20 protein-coding genes and 1 pseudogene are annotated in these 16,347 nt (G+C 55.0%); 13 read left to right on the top strand and 8 right to left on the bottom strand.

Annotated features, from left to right (window positions below; translation table 11 throughout):
• Nucleotides 1-9 precede the first annotated feature (9 nt).
• From flgD to flgB, 3 genes are read right to left on the bottom strand one after another with little or no spacing between them, the layout of a single operon-like run.
• Nucleotides 10-720: a flagellar hook assembly protein FlgD gene (gene flgD, locus LA04_RS06075; RefSeq protein WP_047650857.1), complete on the bottom strand. Its 711-nt coding sequence runs from the start codon at nucleotides 718-720 to the stop codon at nucleotides 10-12.
• Nucleotides 721-731: 11 nt separating this feature from the next.
• On the bottom strand, nucleotides 732-1,136 hold the full coding sequence (gene flgC, locus LA04_RS06070) for a flagellar basal body rod protein FlgC (protein WP_008500814.1): 405 nt from the start codon (nucleotides 1,134-1,136) through the stop codon (nucleotides 732-734).
• Between the two features lie 3 nt (nucleotides 1,137-1,139).
• Nucleotides 1,140-1,556 (bottom strand): flagellar basal body rod protein FlgB, encoded by a 417-nt coding sequence (gene flgB, locus LA04_RS06065; protein ID WP_023311135.1) that lies wholly within the window; start codon nucleotides 1,554-1,556, stop codon nucleotides 1,140-1,142.
• A gap of 157 nt (nucleotides 1,557-1,713) precedes the next feature.
• Here flgB and flgA point away from each other — a divergent pair, with 157 nt between their 5' ends.
• The 3 genes from flgA to flgN all read left to right on the top strand — a co-directional run bounded on the left by flgA (nucleotide 1,714) and on the right by flgN (nucleotide 3,190).
• The gene (gene flgA, locus LA04_RS06060; protein WP_047650856.1) at nucleotides 1,714-2,373 is read left to right on the top strand and encodes a flagellar basal body P-ring formation chaperone FlgA; all 660 of its coding nucleotides are present in this window, start codon (nucleotides 1,714-1,716) and stop codon (nucleotides 2,371-2,373) included.
• A gap of 93 nt (nucleotides 2,374-2,466) precedes the next feature.
• Entirely contained in the window at nucleotides 2,467-2,760 is a 294-nt protein-coding gene (flgM, locus tag LA04_RS06055; RefSeq protein ID WP_047650855.1) for a flagellar biosynthesis anti-sigma factor FlgM, read from the top strand.
• Between the two features lie 4 nt (nucleotides 2,761-2,764).
• A complete protein-coding gene (gene flgN, locus LA04_RS06050) occupies nucleotides 2,765-3,190 on the top strand; it encodes a flagella biosynthesis chaperone FlgN (protein ID WP_008500818.1) in 426 nt (141 codons plus the stop codon).
• Nucleotides 3,191-3,249: 59 nt separating this feature from the next.
• Here the strand turns inward: flgN and murJ are convergent, their stop codons facing one another.
• The 4 genes from murJ to rimJ form a co-directional block, all read right to left on the bottom strand.
• Complete coding sequence (murJ, locus tag LA04_RS06045) at nucleotides 3,250-4,785, bottom strand: murein biosynthesis integral membrane protein MurJ (protein ID WP_045357088.1); 1,536 nt, start codon at nucleotides 4,783-4,785, stop codon at nucleotides 3,250-3,252.
• A 129-nt stretch (nucleotides 4,786-4,914) separates the two neighbouring features.
• Entirely contained in the window at nucleotides 4,915-5,838 is a 924-nt protein-coding gene (locus tag LA04_RS06040; RefSeq protein ID WP_047650854.1) for a Gfo/Idh/MocA family protein, read from the bottom strand.
• A gap of 2 nt (nucleotides 5,839-5,840) precedes the next feature.
• Nucleotides 5,841-6,491, bottom strand: coding sequence for a YceH family protein (locus LA04_RS06035; protein WP_047650853.1), 651 nt, complete (start codon nucleotides 6,489-6,491; stop codon nucleotides 5,841-5,843).
• A gap of 9 nt (nucleotides 6,492-6,500) precedes the next feature.
• Entirely contained in the window at nucleotides 6,501-7,085 is a 585-nt protein-coding gene (gene rimJ / locus LA04_RS06030; protein WP_008500822.1) for a ribosomal protein S5-alanine N-acetyltransferase, read from the bottom strand.
• A gap of 236 nt (nucleotides 7,086-7,321) precedes the next feature.
• Here rimJ and mdtH point away from each other — a divergent pair, with 236 nt between their 5' ends.
• The 9 genes and pseudogenes from mdtH (at nucleotide 7,322) to LA04_RS05980 (ending at nucleotide 14,001) form a co-directional block, all read left to right on the top strand.
• Nucleotides 7,322-8,530 carry a multidrug efflux MFS transporter MdtH gene (mdtH, locus tag LA04_RS06025; protein ID WP_047650852.1) on the top strand — a complete coding sequence of 403 codons (1,209 nt, stop codon included), beginning with the start codon at nucleotides 7,322-7,324 and terminating at the stop codon, nucleotides 8,528-8,530.
• 123 nt (nucleotides 8,531-8,653) lie between these two features.
• A complete protein-coding gene (locus tag LA04_RS06020) occupies nucleotides 8,654-9,214 on the top strand; it encodes a lipoprotein (RefSeq protein ID WP_045910186.1) in 561 nt (186 codons plus the stop codon).
• A 126-nt stretch (nucleotides 9,215-9,340) separates the two neighbouring features.
• Nucleotides 9,341-10,387: a dihydroorotase gene (gene pyrC, locus LA04_RS06015; protein ID WP_047650851.1), complete on the top strand. Its 1,047-nt coding sequence runs from the start codon at nucleotides 9,341-9,343 to the stop codon at nucleotides 10,385-10,387.
• Between the two features lie 74 nt (nucleotides 10,388-10,461).
• Nucleotides 10,462-10,707 (top strand): DNA damage-inducible protein I, encoded by a 246-nt coding sequence (gene dinI, locus LA04_RS06010; protein ID WP_008500826.1) that lies wholly within the window; start codon nucleotides 10,462-10,464, stop codon nucleotides 10,705-10,707.
• Between the two features lie 274 nt (nucleotides 10,708-10,981).
• Nucleotides 10,982-11,236, top strand: coding sequence for a biofilm formation regulator BssS (gene bssS, locus LA04_RS06005; protein WP_008500827.1), 255 nt, complete (start codon nucleotides 10,982-10,984; stop codon nucleotides 11,234-11,236).
• A gap of 116 nt (nucleotides 11,237-11,352) precedes the next feature.
• Entirely contained in the window at nucleotides 11,353-12,471 is a 1,119-nt protein-coding gene (gene solA / locus LA04_RS06000) for an N-methyl-L-tryptophan oxidase (RefSeq protein WP_047650887.1), read from the top strand.
• Nucleotides 12,472-12,531: 60 nt separating this feature from the next.
• On the top strand, nucleotides 12,532-12,645 hold the full coding sequence (locus LA04_RS05995; RefSeq protein ID WP_032638658.1) for a YceO family protein: 114 nt from the start codon (nucleotides 12,532-12,534) through the stop codon (nucleotides 12,643-12,645).
• 208 nt (nucleotides 12,646-12,853) lie between these two features.
• Nucleotides 12,854-13,420, top strand: a complete 567-nt coding sequence (locus LA04_RS05985) for a cytochrome b (RefSeq protein ID WP_047650849.1) — start codon at nucleotides 12,854-12,856, stop codon at nucleotides 13,418-13,420.
• Between the two features lies 1 nt (nucleotide 13,421).
• Nucleotides 13,422-14,001, top strand: a pseudogene (locus LA04_RS05980) (YceI family protein).
• Nucleotides 14,002-14,042: 41 nt separating this feature from the next.
• Here LA04_RS05980 and trhO read toward each other — a convergent pair.
• Nucleotides 14,043-15,092, bottom strand: a complete 1,050-nt coding sequence (trhO, locus tag LA04_RS05975; protein WP_047650848.1) for an oxygen-dependent tRNA uridine(34) hydroxylase TrhO — start codon at nucleotides 15,090-15,092, stop codon at nucleotides 14,043-14,045.
• A gap of 221 nt (nucleotides 15,093-15,313) precedes the next feature.
• Between trhO and LA04_RS05970 the strand changes: the two genes are divergently transcribed.
• A complete protein-coding gene (locus LA04_RS05970) occupies nucleotides 15,314-16,240 on the top strand; it encodes a Kdo(2)-lipid IV(A) acyltransferase (protein WP_047650847.1) in 927 nt (308 codons plus the stop codon).
• Nucleotides 16,241-16,347: the final 107 nt, after the last annotated feature.

Genomic DNA, 16,347 nt, shown 5'->3' with positions numbered 1-16,347 from the left:
TGTTAAGGCTTAGATAATCTGCCGAACTTCGTCGAGTGTGGTGGAACCAGAGGTTCCCAAATCCAGTTTGTTGCCGTCGCTTCCTTTAATCACGCCCTGGACCAGCGCGAACTGCAGCGGCTGCGCCACCAGCTGGGTCGTCCCGTTGCTGGCGCTGATCGCCACTTTGTAGGAACCGTTTGGTGCTTTCGTGCCGTCGGTCAGGCTGCCATCCCACGTAAAGGTGTGAACGCCCGCCTTCAGCTCGCCGATATCAATGGTGCGCACTACCGCGCCGGTGGAATCCGTGATCGTGGCAGTAACTTTTTCCGCTGCCTGCTGGAGTTCAACGCCAAACGGCGTGGTGGTCGTTGTGGTGTTGCCTTCGGTGGTGCTGGAGCCTGCCAGAATCGTGGTTCCCGGGATCATCACCCCGTGGCCAATCAGGCTTGCCGCCTGCAGAGACTGGGCGCTGTTAATCTGCCCGGAGACGGAGCCGAGGGTGGTGTTAAGTTTCTCAATGCCGCTCACGGTGCTGATCTGCGCAAGCTGCGTGGTCAGTTCGTTGTTCTGCATTGGGTTGGTGGGATCCTGGTTCTTAAGCTGCGCCACCAGCAGCGTCAGAAAGCTGCCCTGAAGATCGGCGGCATTGCTCCCGGTGAGGGAGTTAGAACCCGTTGTACTCTTCGTGTTATTAACACCCGAGTTCGTAGGATCATTCACATTTACGGCGATGGACATGCATGTCTCCTTTACTGGCCGAGAGTGAGCGTTTTGAGCATCATGCTCTTCACGGTATTCAGCACTTCAACGTTGGCCTGGTAGCTACGGGATGCCGACATGGAGTTCACCATCTCACCCACCACATCCACGTTTGGCATCTTCACGTATCCGCTGGCATCCGCGAGCGGGTTACCCGGCTCATACACCAGCCTGTCCGGCGCCTGGCTCTCTACCACATCAGACACCTTCACGCCGCCCGTTGCCGCGCCCGGCGCAGCATCGACCTGAAAGACAACCTGTTTGGCACGATAAGGCTGGCCGTCGGGTCCGGTTACGCTGTCGGCGTTCGCCAGGTTACTGGCAGCCACGTTCAGGCGTTTGGACTGCGCGGTTAACGCCGAACCGGCAATATCAAAAATATTCAACAAGGCCATCTATCAGTTCCCCCCCTGCAGGACGTTCATCATGCCTTTGATTTGTCCGCCGAGTACGGTCAGGCCCGTCTGGTATTTCAGGCTGTTATCGGCAAACTGGGTACGCTCCCGGTCCATATCCACGGTGTTACCGTCGAGTGAGGGCTGATCGGGAATACGGTAAAGTAAATCGGTCGCTGGCGCGGTCATCGCCTGAGCAGGAATATGGCGAGAGGATGTCATGGCAAGTGCAACACCCGTTCCTTCGGCACGTCCACGCTCCATCACCTTTTTGAGCTCACTGGAAAAATCAATATCGCGCGCCTGAAACCCTGGGGTATCGGCGTTAGCGATGTTGGCGGCTAAAATCTCCTGCCGCTGGGCGCGTAAATTGAGCGCTTCCTGCTGAAAACGTAACGCGGCGTCGAGTTTATCGAGCATGTCTCCTCCGCTGATGGCAAAATTTCAGTTCACAGCTTAAATCTCACCCGGTCTCCCCTATCGACGGAATAAGCGCAAAATGCGTCGCTATTTATTGCGTTGATGCAAAACCACTGCAGGTAGAATTCATTCAACTCTGGAAACGGTGGAACTTGCGATGCAAACGTTAAAACGTGCCCTGATGGCAACTTTCTTGCTGTTTAGCCCTCTGGTGCAGGCTGAAGGCTTACAGGAGCGGCTGACGGCTTTTTTTGCTGAAAAGCTGGTGGGCTTTAGCGATGACGTTACCGTTACCGTACGCACCCCACCGAATCTGTACCCGACCTGTGACCAACCGTCATTCAGCGTGACGGGAACCACCCGGCTGTGGGGGAACGTGAACGTGCTGGCCCGCTGCGCCAACGAAAAACGCTATTTACAGGTTGCAGTTCAGGCGACGGGCAATTATGTTGTCGCCGCCGTGCCCATTGCGCGCGGCAGCGTGCTGCAGACGAACAGCGTGACGTTAAAACGCGGCCGTCTGGATCAGCTGCCTCCACGCACCATGCTGGAATTAAACCAGGCACAGGACGCCGTCAGCCTGCGTGATGTCGCCCCCGGCCAGCCGATACAGCTCTCAATGCTGCGTCAGTCGTGGCGGGTAAAAGCGGGCCAACAGGTGATGGTGGTGGCCAACGGAGATGGCTTTAGCATCAACAGTGAAGGGAAAGCGTTAAACAATGCCGCGGTGGCGCAAAACGCCCGCGTCAGAATGTCCTCAGGCCAGGTGGTGAGCGGAACCGTCGATGCTGATGGGAATATTCTGATTAACCTGTAATCTTTTTAAAGATTTCGCGGCGCGTGCCGATAAATATTTCACTAATGATGATGTCAGGCGCAAACGCCGCGAACCCTCGATGAGGACAACACTATGAGCATTGATCGTACATCAGCCCTGAAGCCGGTAAGCACTGTACAACCTCGCGAAACGAATGACGCTCCTGCGCAGAAAACGCGTCTGGAAAAACCGTCAACGTCCAACAGCACCAGCGTGACCCTGAGCGACGCGCAGGCAAAACTGATGCAGCCAGGCAGCAACGATATCAATATGGAACGTGTTGAAGCGCTGAAAACGGCTATTCGTAACGGTGAGCTGAAAATGGACACCAGCAAAATCGCTGACGCCCTGATTCAGGAAGCACAGAGTTTCTTACAGAGTAACTAACCGTATGAGTCGACTGTCAGAAATACTGGATCAAATGACGGTTGTTCTTAACGACCTCAAAACGGTAATGGACGCTGAACAGCAGCATCTCTCTTCCGGTCACATCAACGGCAGCGCGCTGCAGCGTATTACTGAAGATAAGAGTTCGCTACTGGCGACGCTGGATTATCTGGAGCAGCAGCGCCGCGCTGAGCAGGATCCTAAGCGTAGCGCCAATGACGATATTATTGAGCGCTGGCAAACCATTACCGAAAAAACCCAGCACCTGCGCGACCTTAACCAGCACAACGGCTGGCTACTGGAAGGTCAGATTGAGCGTAATCAGCAGGCGCTTGAGGTATTGAAACCGCATAAAGAAACCGGACTGTACGGTGCGGATGGTCAAACAGCGACTGCGCGTATTGCGGGAGTTAAAAAGATTTCGATTTGACGCCTGGGCGACAAATCATGCAGCGGGGAGCACCATAAGGTGGACTCCCCTTTTGGCGTTTATGCCGTACGGCGGGCAAACTCTTTCACTTTGAACCCCAGCACCGCCAGCGTGGCAAAATAAGCCACCACTCCGACGCCTACCACGGCCATCAGCCGCATCAGACGATAAGGCATGGTGCCGAGGGACCACTCCGGCATCACGTACATCATGCCGAGCAGCGCGGCTGACATCACCAGTACCGCAACGATCAGACGTACCAGGAAACTTCCCCACCCCGGCTGCGGCGTAAAGATATCCTGCTTGCGCAGCTGCCAGTACAACAGCCCGGCATTCAGACAGGCCGCCAGACCAATCGATAATGACAGGCCGGCATGCTTCAGCGGACCAATAAACGCCAGGTTCATCAGCTGGGTCATAATCAGCGTCACAATGGCGATTTTCACCGGCGTTTTGATGTCCTGACGCGAGTAGAACCCGGGTGCCAGCACCTTGACGACGATCAGCCCCATCAATCCGACCGAGTAGGCAATCAGCGCGCGCTGGGTCATGGCGGCATCAAAGGCGGTGAATTTCCCGTACTGGAAGAGCGACACCGTCAGCGGTTTAGCCAGAATACCCAGCGCCACCGCGCTTGGCAGGGCCAGCAGGAAGCAGAGACGTAACCCCCAGTCCATCAGGCGGCAATACTCATCGTGATTGCCGCTGGCAAAGCTTTTCGACAGCGACGGCAACAGGATGGTCCCCAGCGCCACGCCCAGCACCCCGGACGGGAACTCCATCAGACGGTCGGCGTAGTACATCCAGGAAACCGAGCCGGAGACGAGGAAAGAGGCAAAAATGGTGTTGATGATAAGCGAGATCTGGCTGACGGAGACGCCGAGAATGGCGGGCCCCATCTGCCTGATCACGCGCATCGCCCCGGCATCTTTGAGGTTGATGCGCGGCAGCACCAGCATGCCGATTTTTTTAAGGTGCGGCAGCTGGTAGGCCAGCTGCAGCACGCCGCCGACGGTGACCGCCCAGGCCAGCGCCAGCACCGGCGGATTGAAGTGCGGCGCGGCGAACAGGGCAAAGCCGATCATGCTGACGTTAAGAAACGTCGGCGCAAACGCCGGTACAGAGAAGCGGTTCCAGGTGTTGAGGATCGCCCCCACCAGCGAGGCCAGCGAGATCAGCAGAATATAGGGGAAAGTAATGCGCAGCAGCTGCGAGGTCAGGGCAAACTTGTCGGCCGTATCGGCAAATCCGGGCGCGGTCACCATAATCACCCAGGGCGCGGCAAGCATCCCGAGGACGGTCACCACCGCCAAAGCCAGCGTCAGCAGCCCGGAGACATAAGAAACAAAGACGCGCGTCGCGTCTTCACCCTGCTTGCTTTTATATTCCGCCAGAATGGGCACGAATGCCTGGGAAAACGCCCCTTCAGCAAAAATACGACGCAGCAGGTTCGGCAGTTTGAACGCGACGAAAAAGGCGTCCGTGGCCATCCCTGCACCAAATACCCTTGCCACAATGGCGTCGCGCGCGAAACCCAGCACGCGGGAAAACATGGTCATCGAGCTGACGGCCGCCAGCGATTTTAATAAGTTCATTAACGTGAATTTCCAGAACCATACGGATTTCCAGGACGGGCAAGCGTAAGCGCCACCCGGCAAAGCCTACAAGCGGCGCTTAGTCTACCCGGATTTCAACGAATTACTATCCGCAGATGTTACAGCGAGTTATTCGCTCATGGCCTCGCGCCAGAGCCTTTCCACAATGCGCTGCGCCATAATGGCCTGCTCGCCGGACGTTTCAGGAACCGTCTGATTTTGCACGCAGGTGATAAAGTGACGGGCGCATCCTGCGAAACCGCGCTGCTCGAGGGTGCTCTGCCAGCCTGGCGCCGGGAGCGTCACCACGCCGTTGCCCTTCTCTTCCCGCCACTCGCGCATGTCCGTAATGTCGTACAGCGCGCCGTCGGTCACCGCCTGCACGGATTCACGCTGACTTCCCGCACGACGGTGCATGCTGGTGGTAATCTGAAGATGCTCAACGGCGAAGTGGTGTTCCGCGTAGACCATCTGCCCCTGATCGTTTGTTAGCAGGGTGCCGCTTTTCAGCAGCGCTTCGCCGTTGCTCAGCCACAGCGCCGTATCCACAACGTGCAGATAATCATCCAGAAGGGTGAAGCGCAGATCGTTTGGCCCAATGCTGTCGGTGCGGTGCTTATCCATCCGCAGCGAGGCAAGCGTCCCCGACTGCGCCTTCAGCTGCTGGTAAAGCGGTGCGAAGCGGCGGTTGAAGCCCACCATCAGCGTCAGTTTTTTGCGCGCCGCCAGCTCAATCAGCCGTTCGGCATCCTGAACATTTTCCGCCAGCGGCTTATCCACGCAGACGTGAACCCCCGCATTGAGCAGTTCGCTCACCACCTGATAGTGGGTTGCCGTTGAGGTATGCACAAAAACCGCATCACACTCGCGGGCCAGATCCTGCAGTGAAGCGGCATACGGAATGCGCCAGGTTTCGCAGATACGTTCTGCCTTTTCTCGGGTGGGTGACCATGCCCCTTGCAGGGTCCAGTCCGTCGCCGCACCTAACACAGGTAGCCAGGCTTTTTGCGCGATGCCGCCGAGCCCCACCACGCCTACGCGTAATTTTTTCACCGTCAGTCTCCCAGATGTGCCAGCAATGCGTCCAGACGCTGTTTTAGCCCGGCGACCTCTTCTTCCAGCGCCTCTACGCGCGCGGCAAGAGTGTCATTGCTTGCTGAGGATCCCGCGTCGCTCTCCACGGTTGCGACATCGACGTCGCCGCTGAACAGGTGCATATAGCGGCTTTCACGCTTGCCCGGCTCGCGCGCCAGACGCACCACGTATGGGCCGTCTTCGCGTGAGGCCAGCCCTTCCAGGGTCTGCTCGACCTCCTGCATATCGCTGAACTCATGCATGCGAGAAGCGCGCGTGCGCAGTTCTCCCGGCGTCTGCGCTCCGCGCAGCAACAGCGTAGTGATGACCGCCACTTCCGCACTGCTCAGCTTCAGGTCGCCAAATTCGGAGTTACAAAAGCGCTGTTCGTATTTGGTCACGCGGTTGCCGAAGCCGCTGACGGTGCGCAGATAGTGGCGTTTTACCAGCGCATCCAGCACGTCCTGAACCTCATGCTCGCTGAGGTTCATCACCGGCTCGCGGTTGGTCTTCTGGTTGCAGGCCATGGTTACGGCGTTAACGGAGAGCGGATACTGCTCCGGCGTGGTGACCTGTTTTTCGAGTAAGCACCCAATTACGCGCGCTTCGGTACCGTTTAGCTGATACTTCATCTTTTCTCCTTAACGACCTGCGGTCCAGTCCCGGGTGGTTAACGCCGTCAGAACGTGGTCGCGCCACTCTCCGTCTATCAGCAGATAGTCTTTGGCGTAACCCTCTTTCTCGAACCCTAAGCGCGCCAGCAAATTGCCGCTGCGCTGATTGTGCGGCATATAGTTCGCCATGATGCGATGGATATGCTGCGTGCGTTGCATATAGCGGATCGCCACCGTTAACGCCTCGTACATCAGCCCCTGCCCCTGCCATTTCTGGCCGATGGAGTAGCCAAGGTAGCAGGCGTGAAAAGACCCACGCACCACGTTTGAAAAATTGGCGATCCCGATAATCTCTTTCTCTTCAGGATCCAGCAGCGCGAAATAAAACGCGCTGCCCTGCTTGTGAAATTCCGTAATCATGCTGAGGCGCGCCTGCCAGCCGGAAGGGTAACAATGGCTCTCATCCCGAACGGGTTCCCAGGGTTTTAAAAACTGGCGATTCTCGGCGTAATAATCCGCCAGACGCCAGGCATCACGCTCATGCACCAGACGAACGACCAGCCGGTCCGTTGTCAGACGCACTTTTGGCACATTACTGCGATAGCCAAACATCGATACCACTCCTTCCCGTCACTTCTGCTTACCCATTAGCTTTACTATACCTGCGCCTTTGCCGTCTGTGAAAACAGTGACATACCATTTTCACCTCTTTTCACATTTTTCGATGAGAACTCTCTATCAAAGCACCCTTTTGATAAAAAAATATTGTCACCTCCGGGGGTGGGAAAAAACGCGGCAACACCGCAGAATGTTAGCGTGCTCACCTTCTTATTTTCCCTGGAGGGAAAATGTCCCGCGTATCACAGGCCAGGAGCCTGGGTAAATATTTCCTGCTCGTCGATAACATGCTGGTCGTGCTGGGCTTTTTTGTCGTGTTCCCTCTCATCTCGATTCGCTTCGTCGATCAAATGGGCTGGGCGGCATTAGTGGTCGGTATTGCGCTGGGGTTACGCCAGTTTGTCCAGCAGGGGCTGGGCGTCTTTGGCGGGGCCATTGCCGACCGCTTTGGCGCTAAACCAATGATCGTTACCGGCATGCTGCTGCGCGCGGCAGGCTTTGCCACGATGGCGGTCGCCCAGGAGCCCTGGCTGCTCTGGTTCTCCTGTTTCCTCTCCGGTATCGGGGGCACGCTGTTCGATCCGCCGCGCACCGCGCTGGTGGTGAAGCTTATTCGCCCTCAGCACCGCGGCCGTTTCTTCTCGATTCTGATGATGCAGGACAGTGCCGGGGCGGTTGTCGGCGCCCTGCTGGGAAGCTGGCTGCTGCAGTATGACTTCCGTCTGGTCTGCGCCGCCGGTGCGGTGCTCTTTATTCTGTGCGCGCTGTTTAATGGCCTGTTCCTGCCCGCCTGGAAACTGTCGACGGTCAAAGCGCCGGTCCGGGAAGGGCTTGGCCGCGTCCTGCGCGACAAACGTTTTGTCACCTATGTATTGACCCTGACGGGATATTACATGCTGGCCGTGCAGGTCATGCTGATGCTACCGATCATGGTTAACGACATTGCAGGCACGCCTGCAGCCGTTAAATGGATGTACGCCATCGAAGCCTGCCTGTCGTTAACGCTGCTCTATCCGATTGCCCGCTGGAGCGAGCGGCGTTTTCGTCTGGAGCATCGCCTGATGGCCGGGCTGTTCCTGATGACGCTGAGCATGATGCCGATCGGCCTGGTGAATTCTCTCCAGCAGCTGTTTACGCTGATTTGCACGTTCTATATAGGGTCGATCATCGCCGAGCCTGCCCGTGAAACGCTGAGCGCCTCGCTTGCGGATGCGCGTGCGCGCGGCAGCTATATGGGTTTCAGCCGGCTGGGGCTGGCGCTTGGCGGCGCATTAGGTTACGCCGGTGGCGGCTGGTTGTTTGATGCCGGCAAAGCGTTTAACCAGCCCGAACTTCCGTGGATGATGCTCGGCGCGGTGGGCTTTATGACGCTCCTTGCCCTGTGGTGGCAGTTCAGCCCGAAACGCAGCGCGAGCGGCATGCTCGAGCCAGGCGCGTAGCCTTTCCCTCGGGCGGGAGCTCCTCCCGCCCCACTTCTCAGTTTTTTCTGCTGGTTTCTGCCCATTCACGCTGACATACTGGCGCAACAGGACAGAAGCGCCGATTTTTCGTTGAGGAACACTATGAAGAAAATTGTCTTAGCCGCGGCATTAGTTGTCAGCGGTCTGCTGGTTGGCTGTAACCAGCTCACGCAATATACCGTCAGTGAACAGGAAATTAATCAGGCGCTGGAAAAACATAACAATTTCTCGAAAGACATTGGCGTACCGGGGCTGGCGGACGCCCATATCGTGCTCACAAACCTGACCAGCCAGATTGGACGTGAAGAGCCAAACAAAGTCACCCTGGCCGGTGATGCGGATCTCGATATGTCATCCCTCTTTGGCAATCAGAAGGCCAACATCAAGCTCAAGCTGAAGGCGCTCCCTGTTTTCAACAAAGAGAAAGGGGCAATTTTCCTGCAGGAGATGGAAGTCGTCGATGCGCAGGTGTCGCCGGACAAGATGGCGCCGGTTCTGCAAACCCTGATGCCCTATCTCAACCAGTCGCTGCGTAATTACTTTAACCAGCAGCCCGCGTACGTCTTAAGCGAAGACAAAAGCAAGGGTGAAGCTCTGGCGAAAAAATACGCAAAAGGCATAGAGGTGAAACCGGGAGAAATTATCATTCCTTTCACCGATTAACCTGAAGGGCGCTGCGGCGCCCTTTTTTTTACGGAAAAGTGTGCAAACGAAAACGTTTCCGCTTATGATTTGTGTCCGGCAAAAACAGCCATCCTTATGACTGATTCCTGACAAGCCGGAGCTTCCATGACTGCACAACCCCAGGTTCTTAAAATCCGCCGCCCTGACGACTGGCATATCCATCTGCGCGATGGCGATATGCTGAAAACCGTCGTGCCTTATACCAGCGAAATTTATGGCCGCGCGATTGTCATGCCTAACCTGGTTCCACCAGTCACCACCGTCGATGCCGCGAAGGCCTATCGCCAGCGCATCCTGGATGCCGTTCCTGCGGGACACGATTTTACCCCGTTGATGACCTGCTATCTTACCGACTCGCTGGACCCGAACGAAGTGGAGCGCGGGTTTAACGAAGGCGTATTTACGGCGGCGAAACTCTACCCGGCGAATGCCACCACCAACTCCAGCCACGGCGTCACCAGCATTGATGCCATCATGCCGGTTCTGGAACGCATGCAGAAACTGGGCATGCCGCTGCTGGTCCATGGTGAAGTCACGCATGCCGAGATTGACATCTTCGACCGTGAAGCCCGCTTTATCGAGACCGTAATGGAGCCTCTGCGCCAGCGCCTGCCCGCGCTTAAAGTGGTCTTTGAGCATATCACCACCAAAGACGCGGCAGAGTACGTGCGCGACGGCAACGATCTCATCGCCGCTACCATTACGCCACAGCACCTGATGTTTAACCGTAACCACATGCTGGTGGGTGGGGTGCGTCCTCACCTGTACTGTCTGCCGATTCTCAAGCGCAACATCCACCAGCAGGCGCTGCGCGAGCTGGTCGCCAGCGGATTCACCCGCGCGTTCCTTGGCACCGATTCCGCACCTCACGCCCGCCACCGCAAAGAGGCAAGCTGCGGCTGTGCAGGCTGCTTCAACGCCCCAACGGCACTGGCCAGCTACGCGACCGTCTTTGAAGAGATGAACGCGCTCGAACATTTTGAAGCCTTCTGCTCCCTTAACGGCCCGCGCTTCTACGGCCTGCCGGTCAACGACACTTTCATCGAACTGGAGCGTAAAGCGAGCCACGTTAAGGAGTCCATTGCGCTGACGGATGACACGCTGATCCCGTTCCTGGCGGGCGAAACCGTTAACTGGACGGTAAAACGTTAAAAAATCAATGCCCCTTGTTGTCAAACCGATAATATACCTGTATAAATAAACAGTATATTACACAGGGGGCATTTATGCGTATTGAAGTCACCATAGCCAAAACAACCGTTCTGCCTGCCGGCGCGCTTGATGCACTGGCAGGCGAATTATCCCGCCGTATTAACAACACCTTTCCCGACAACGCGGGTGCCGTAACGGTGCGTTACGCCGCGGCGAACAACCTCTCCGTCATTGGTGCTGCGAAAGAAGATAAAGATCGCATCAGCGAAATCCTGCAGGAAACGTGGGAAAGCGCAGACGACTGGTTTATCACAGATTAACACTGCTCCCTCATTGTGTTTTTTTGCCGGGTCGCCCCGGCTTTTTTTTGTCTAAAAATCCTGCAAGTTCAAATTAATTCGGCATCTTCTTTAAAAATCGTGAACGAGATGGTGTTTTATTGTTCGAACAATCCTAAAAAGCAGAAAAATGTGTTGCCACCTGTTTATTTTTCCCGTTGGAACCCTTATTACTTGGTATACTGAAGTTGCTTTCAGAAAAACATGCATTGAACCTCAAAGCCGTTGTCTTCTAACACGCATTAAGGGGGTTATAATGGAAAAGAATAGTGAAGTGATCCAGACCCATCCACTGGTTGGCTGGGATATCAGTACCGTAGATAGCTACGATGCGCTGATGCTGCGTTTGCACTACCAGACCCCGAATCAACTCAACCGTGAAGAAGCGGAAGTTGGACAGACGCTGTGGCTAACAACAGACGTCGCCCGTCAGTTTATTTCTATTTTAGAGGCAGGTATTGCAAAAATAGAATCTGGCGACTATCAGGAAAATGAGTATAAACGGCACTAAGCTTATGCCCACTTTTCTCTCTACAGGCACCCTCGCGGTGCCTTATTTATTTCTCCCTTGTCTAACCCCGCGTTGTTAATTACTCTGCTAACAAAACATCAGTTTACGAGATGCATATGAGATACGACTTAATCATTATTGGTAGCGGCTCCGTGGGTTCCGCTGCCGGTTATTACGCAACGCAGGCAGGTCTGAAGGTCCTGATGATCGATGCCCACCTCCCTCCTCATGCGGAGGGTAGCCATCATGGCGATACCCGCCTCATGCGTCATGCGTATGGAGAAGGCGAGCGCTATGTACCGCTGGTGCTTCGCGCCCAGACGCTGTGGGACGAGCTGGCGAAGCAGACCGAAGAGCGTATTTTTGAGCGTACCGGCGTCATCAACCTTGGCCCTGCCCATTCTGATTTTCTCGCCAGCGTCGAGCGCAGCGCAAAAGCCTATAATCTTGATGTCGAGAAGCTGGACGCGACGGGCATTACCGCGCGCTGGCCTGAAATTACCGTCCCGGATGATTACATCGGCCTCTTTGAAGCCCACTCTGGCGTGCTGCATTGTGAAACGGCGATCAAAACCTGGATCGATCTTGCCGCGAAAGCTGGCTGTGCGCAGCTGTTTAACTGCCCGGTAGAGGCTGTCACCCATGACGTGAATGGCGTCACGGTAACGACCCTTGACGGTGACTATTCAGCGTCCCGCCTGCTCGTCAGCGCAGGAACCTGGGTTACTCGCCTGCTGCCGGAACTGCCAATCCAGCCGGTACGTAAGGTCTTCTCCTGGTTCCAGTCGGATGGGCGCTACAGCGCGCAGAATAAATTCCCGGCCTTCACCGGCGAATTGCCGAATGGCGATCAGTTCTACGGTTTCCCTTCCGAGAAAGACGCGCTGAAAATCGGTAAACACAACGGGGGCCAGGTTATCTCCTCCCCTGAAGAGCGTAAACCCTTCGGTGCCTGGCCACAGGATGGTTCAGAAGCCTTCTCGTTTCTGCGCAATATTCTTCCAGGCGTTGGCGGCTTGCTGTATGGCGCGGCCTGTACCTACGACAACACGCCGGATGAAGACTTTATCATTGATACGCTGCCGGGGCATGACAACGTTCTGCTGATCACCGGGCTAAGCGGCCACGGCTTTAAATTTGCTTCCGTGCTAGGTGAAATCGCCGCGCAGTTTGCCCAGGGCATCACGCCGCAGTTTGATCTGACGCCCTTCTCCCTCTCGCGTTTTAACGGATAATCCGCCACGGGCTCCGGAGGTACCGGAGCCCATTTCACTCACACTGCATTACGGGTCATTATGCGCAGGATCGTTAGCTTTCTGATGAATAATATTCGCGAGCATTTTATGCTCTATATCTTACTGTGGGCGCTGCTGGCCATTATTGATTTTGTTTACATTGTATTTTACTGAAAGCCCCGATTGACAATAATTGACATTTATTTAGCTTTACTGAAACTCTCAATTCCATCTTGCACGAAGACATTGAATTACCTTTATCAATCCTGTTCAAAAGCGCTGAAATAAATAAAATAAAAATCAATAGACAATTTTTTCAGTTGCAATATCACATCTTCCCGTTCATTTTTACCCTTCGGTTAATTTGAAAATGGACATTCTGATGCAACTGCGTAACTCCTCCCGGCGCTACGGAATAATATCCATAGGTTTGCACTGGATATTTGCTCTTGCCGTCTACGGTATGTTTGGCCTTGGCCTCTGGATGGTCACGCTCAGCTATTATGACGGCTGGTATCACCAGGCACCGGAGTTACATAAAAGCATTGGCGTTCTCCTGATGTTGGGGCTGGTCTTCCGCGTGATCTGGCGACATGTTTCCCCGCCGCCCGCCGCGCCAAAGACCCACAGCAAATTTACCCGCGTCAGTGCAGTCGCCGCGCATATTGCCCTCTATGCACTGCTGTTTGGCATCCTGATTAGCGGCTATCTCATTTCGACGGCTGACGGTAAGCCGATTAACGTCTTTGGCCTGTTCGAGGTTCCGGCAACATTTAGCGATGCCGGGGCGCAGGCCGACACGGCGGGGGTCATTCACCTCTGGCTTGCCTGGAGCGTGGTGATCCTGTCCGTGCTGCACGGGCTTGCCGCCCTCAAACACCATTTTATTGATAAAGACGATACGCTAAAGCGCATGCTTGGCCGCTCGTCAGTTGACTCTGGAGCATAAAATGAAAAAACACCTGCTGGGTATCGCCCTGGGTTCTCTGTTATTCACCGCCGGTTCCGCCGTGGCGGCTGATTATAAAATTGATAAAGAAGGTCAGCACGCTTTCGTCAATTTCCGTATTCAGCACCTGGGATACAGCTGGCTGTACGGCACCTTTAAGGATTTTGACGGCTCGTTCACCTTTGACGAAAAAAATCCCGCGGCCGATAAAGTCAATGTGACGATTAATACGAACAGCGTCGACAACGAACCACGCAGAGCGCGATAAACACCTGCGCAGTGGGGAGTTCCTCAACGTCGCGAAATTCCCGCAGGCGACCTTCACTTCAACTGAGGTGAAGAAAGACGGTGATAAGCTAAATATTACCGGCAATCTGACGCTTAATGGCGTAACCAAACCGGTCACGCTTGATGCTAAATTACTGGGTCAGGGTGACGATCCGTGGGGCGGTAAACGCGCAGGTTTTGAAGCGGTGGGTAAAATTCACCTGAAAGATTTTAATATCACAACGGATTTAGGCCCGGCGTCTCAGGACGTTGAGCTGATTATATCCGTTGAAGGTATACAGCAGAAATCATAATAGATTCGCCCGGCAGGCTTTCGCCGTGCCGGGCGTTATTATCATTCCGGATCAGGGATACCCAGTTTGGTGTTCAGACGGCCGCGTGATTTATTAAAAATCTTGTTGCCGTTTTCACGTCCTGCGCGACGGCGACGCTGCTCTTCTTCCGGCAGGATGCTCTCTTCGCTGCACAGTTCGCTACAGCAGCCGTTAAACTTCTCGGCACAGGCCGGGCACTGAATAAATAGCAGATGACACCCGTCGTTTTTGCAGTTGGTGTGGGTATCACACGGTGCGCCGCACTGGTGGCACTGGGCAATAACGTCTTCCGAGATACGCTCACCCATACGCTCGTCAAAAACAAAGTTTTTCCCGATAAAGCGCACCGGTAAACCCTGCTCGCGGGCACGGCGGGCGTACTCGATAATGCCGCCTTCAATATGCCAGACCTTATTAAAGCCGTTGTGCTTCATCCACGCGCTGGCTTTCTCACAGCGGATACCGCCGGTGCAGTACATAACGATCTTTTTATCTTTATGTTCCTGCATCATCTCAACCGCTTTGGGCAGCTGCTCGCGGAAGGTGTCGGCCGGGATTTCCATCGCATTCTCGAAATGCCCCACTTCGTACTCATAGTGGTTACGCATATCAATGAACACGGCATCCGGATCGTCCAGCATCGCATTCACTTCCGCAGCCTTGAGATATTCACCGACATCCGCCGCGTTAAACTCGGGATCGTCGATACCGTCCGCCACGATGCGTTCACGCACCTTCATGCGCAGCACCCAGAAGGATTTCCCGTCATCATCCAGGGCAATGTTCAGGCGCAAGCCGTTAAGGGCAGGGTCAAATTGATAAAGTACGTCACGGAAGGCGCTGACTTTACTTTCCGGTACGCTAATCTGCGCGTTGATGCCTTCACGGGCAAGGTAGACGCGTCCGAAGACGTTCAGCGCCGTGAACGCCTGATAAAGCGCATCGCGGGTCGCCTGCGGATCGTCGATCGTGAAGTATTTATAGAAAGAGATGGTTGTGCGCGGTTCGGTTTCAGCCAACATACGCGCTTTCAACATCTCATTCGACACGCGGTTGTGTAACACTGGCATGGTGTACAGTCCTGGAATCGTTAGAGAGAATGAAAAATCGGTCGGCATCATATAGCAAACAAAACCAATTTACATCCCCACAATTTACGCTACATTTCACACACCCTGATTAATCAGGCTTAACAATTGCTGTATTCGTGTACGCTTCGAAAGCAGATATTTTGGCTATGTCTCAAAAAATGAGACACTAGCAAAACAGGACGTTTGAACACAGGAAAGACATGACCCAGTTACCAAAATTTACTGCCGCCCTTTTGCATCCCCGCTATTGGTTGACCTGGCTTGGCATCGGCTTTTTATGGCTTCTGGTACAGCTTCCCTACCCTGTTATTTTTCGGTTGGGTAAATTTCTGGGCCGTTTCGCACAGCTGTTTATGAAGCGTCGCGCCAGAATCGCGTACCGCAATCTTGAGCTGTGTTTTCCGCAGATGAGCGAGTCAGAGCGTCACGATATGGTCGCGAAGAATTTCGAATCCGTCGGGATGGGGCTCATGGAGACCGGCATGGCGTGGTTCTGGCCGGACAAACGCATGGCCCGCTGGAGCGAGGTAACGGGAACCGGCATGGAGCCTGTGCATACGCTTCAGGCCAACCAGACGGGCGTTTTGCTGATCGGCGTCCATTTCCTGACGCTGGAAATCGGGGCACGCATGTTCGGCATGCAGGCGCCGGGCATTGGCGTTTATCGTCCTAACGATAACCCGGTCATTGATTTAATCCAGACCAACGGCCGCATGCGTTCCAACAAAAGCATGATCGACCGTAAAGATCTGAAGGGGATGATCCGCGCGCTGAAATCCGGTGAAGTGGTCTGGTACGCCCCCGACCACGACTATGGCCCACAGGCCAGCGTATTTGTTCCCTTCTTCGCCGTTGAAGAGGCCGCCACAACGACCGGTACCTGGATGCTGGCGCGGATGTCTAAAGCCGCCATCGTGCCTTTCGTCCCTCGCCGTAAGCAGGATGGTTCAGGCTACGAGCTAATGATGCTGGAACCGGAGCTTGCGCCACCGCTTGACGATGCGGAAACCACCGCGCGCTGGATGAACAGCGTTGTGGAGAAGTGCATCATGCTGGCGCCCGAGCAGTATATGTGGCTGCACCGCCGTTTTAAAACGCGGCCACAAGGCACGCCGTCACGCTATTAATCCTCATGCGGTCCTCAGGGCCGCATGCCGTTTTAGCTTTAAAAGCTCCTCGTCATTGCGGCAATCATAACCCAGGCGCATAATTAGCAGGCTTATTACTTTATGCT

The organism is Enterobacter sp. UCD-UG_FMILLET, from assembly GCF_000762975.1.
Taxonomy (GTDB): domain Bacteria; phylum Pseudomonadota; class Gammaproteobacteria; order Enterobacterales; family Enterobacteriaceae; genus Enterobacter; species Enterobacter dykesii.
Note: the sequence above shows the minus strand (reverse complement) of the source record. Positions and strands in the feature narration are given on the sequence as shown.

Bases quoted from the DNA above. Each gene is read 5' to 3' on its own strand.
- flgD (WP_047650857.1), bottom strand. From the start codon at position 720: ATGTCCATCGCCGTAAATGTGAATGATCCTACGAACTCGGGTGTTAAT.
- flgC (WP_008500814.1), bottom strand. From the start codon at position 1,136: ATGGCCTTGTTGAATATTTTTGATATTGCCGGTTCGGCGTTAACCGCG.
- flgB (WP_023311135.1), bottom strand. From the start codon at position 1,556: ATGCTCGATAAACTCGACGCCGCGTTACGTTTTCAGCAGGAAGCGCTC.
- flgA (WP_047650856.1), top strand. From the start codon at position 1,714: ATGCAAACGTTAAAACGTGCCCTGATGGCAACTTTCTTGCTGTTTAGC.
- flgM (WP_047650855.1), top strand. From the start codon at position 2,467: ATGAGCATTGATCGTACATCAGCCCTGAAGCCGGTAAGCACTGTACAA.
- flgN (WP_008500818.1), top strand. From the start codon at position 2,765: ATGAGTCGACTGTCAGAAATACTGGATCAAATGACGGTTGTTCTTAAC.
- murJ (WP_045357088.1), bottom strand. From the start codon at position 4,785: ATGAACTTATTAAAATCGCTGGCGGCCGTCAGCTCGATGACCATGTTT.
- LA04_RS06035 (WP_047650853.1), bottom strand. From the start codon at position 6,491: ATGAAGTATCAGCTAAACGGTACCGAAGCGCGCGTAATTGGGTGCTTA.
- rimJ (WP_008500822.1), bottom strand. From the start codon at position 7,085: ATGTTTGGCTATCGCAGTAATGTGCCAAAAGTGCGTCTGACAACGGAC.
- mdtH (WP_047650852.1), top strand. From the start codon at position 7,322: ATGTCCCGCGTATCACAGGCCAGGAGCCTGGGTAAATATTTCCTGCTC.
- LA04_RS06020 (WP_045910186.1), top strand. From the start codon at position 8,654: ATGAAGAAAATTGTCTTAGCCGCGGCATTAGTTGTCAGCGGTCTGCTG.
- pyrC (WP_047650851.1), top strand. From the start codon at position 9,341: ATGACTGCACAACCCCAGGTTCTTAAAATCCGCCGCCCTGACGACTGG.
- dinI (WP_008500826.1), top strand. From the start codon at position 10,462: ATGCGTATTGAAGTCACCATAGCCAAAACAACCGTTCTGCCTGCCGGC.
- bssS (WP_008500827.1), top strand. From the start codon at position 10,982: ATGGAAAAGAATAGTGAAGTGATCCAGACCCATCCACTGGTTGGCTGG.
- solA (WP_047650887.1), top strand. From the start codon at position 11,353: ATGAGATACGACTTAATCATTATTGGTAGCGGCTCCGTGGGTTCCGCT.
- LA04_RS05995 (WP_032638658.1), top strand. From the start codon at position 12,532: ATGCGCAGGATCGTTAGCTTTCTGATGAATAATATTCGCGAGCATTTT.
- LA04_RS05985 (WP_047650849.1), top strand. From the start codon at position 12,854: ATGCAACTGCGTAACTCCTCCCGGCGCTACGGAATAATATCCATAGGT.
- trhO (WP_047650848.1), bottom strand. From the start codon at position 15,092: ATGCCAGTGTTACACAACCGCGTGTCGAATGAGATGTTGAAAGCGCGT.
- LA04_RS05970 (WP_047650847.1), top strand. From the start codon at position 15,314: ATGACCCAGTTACCAAAATTTACTGCCGCCCTTTTGCATCCCCGCTAT.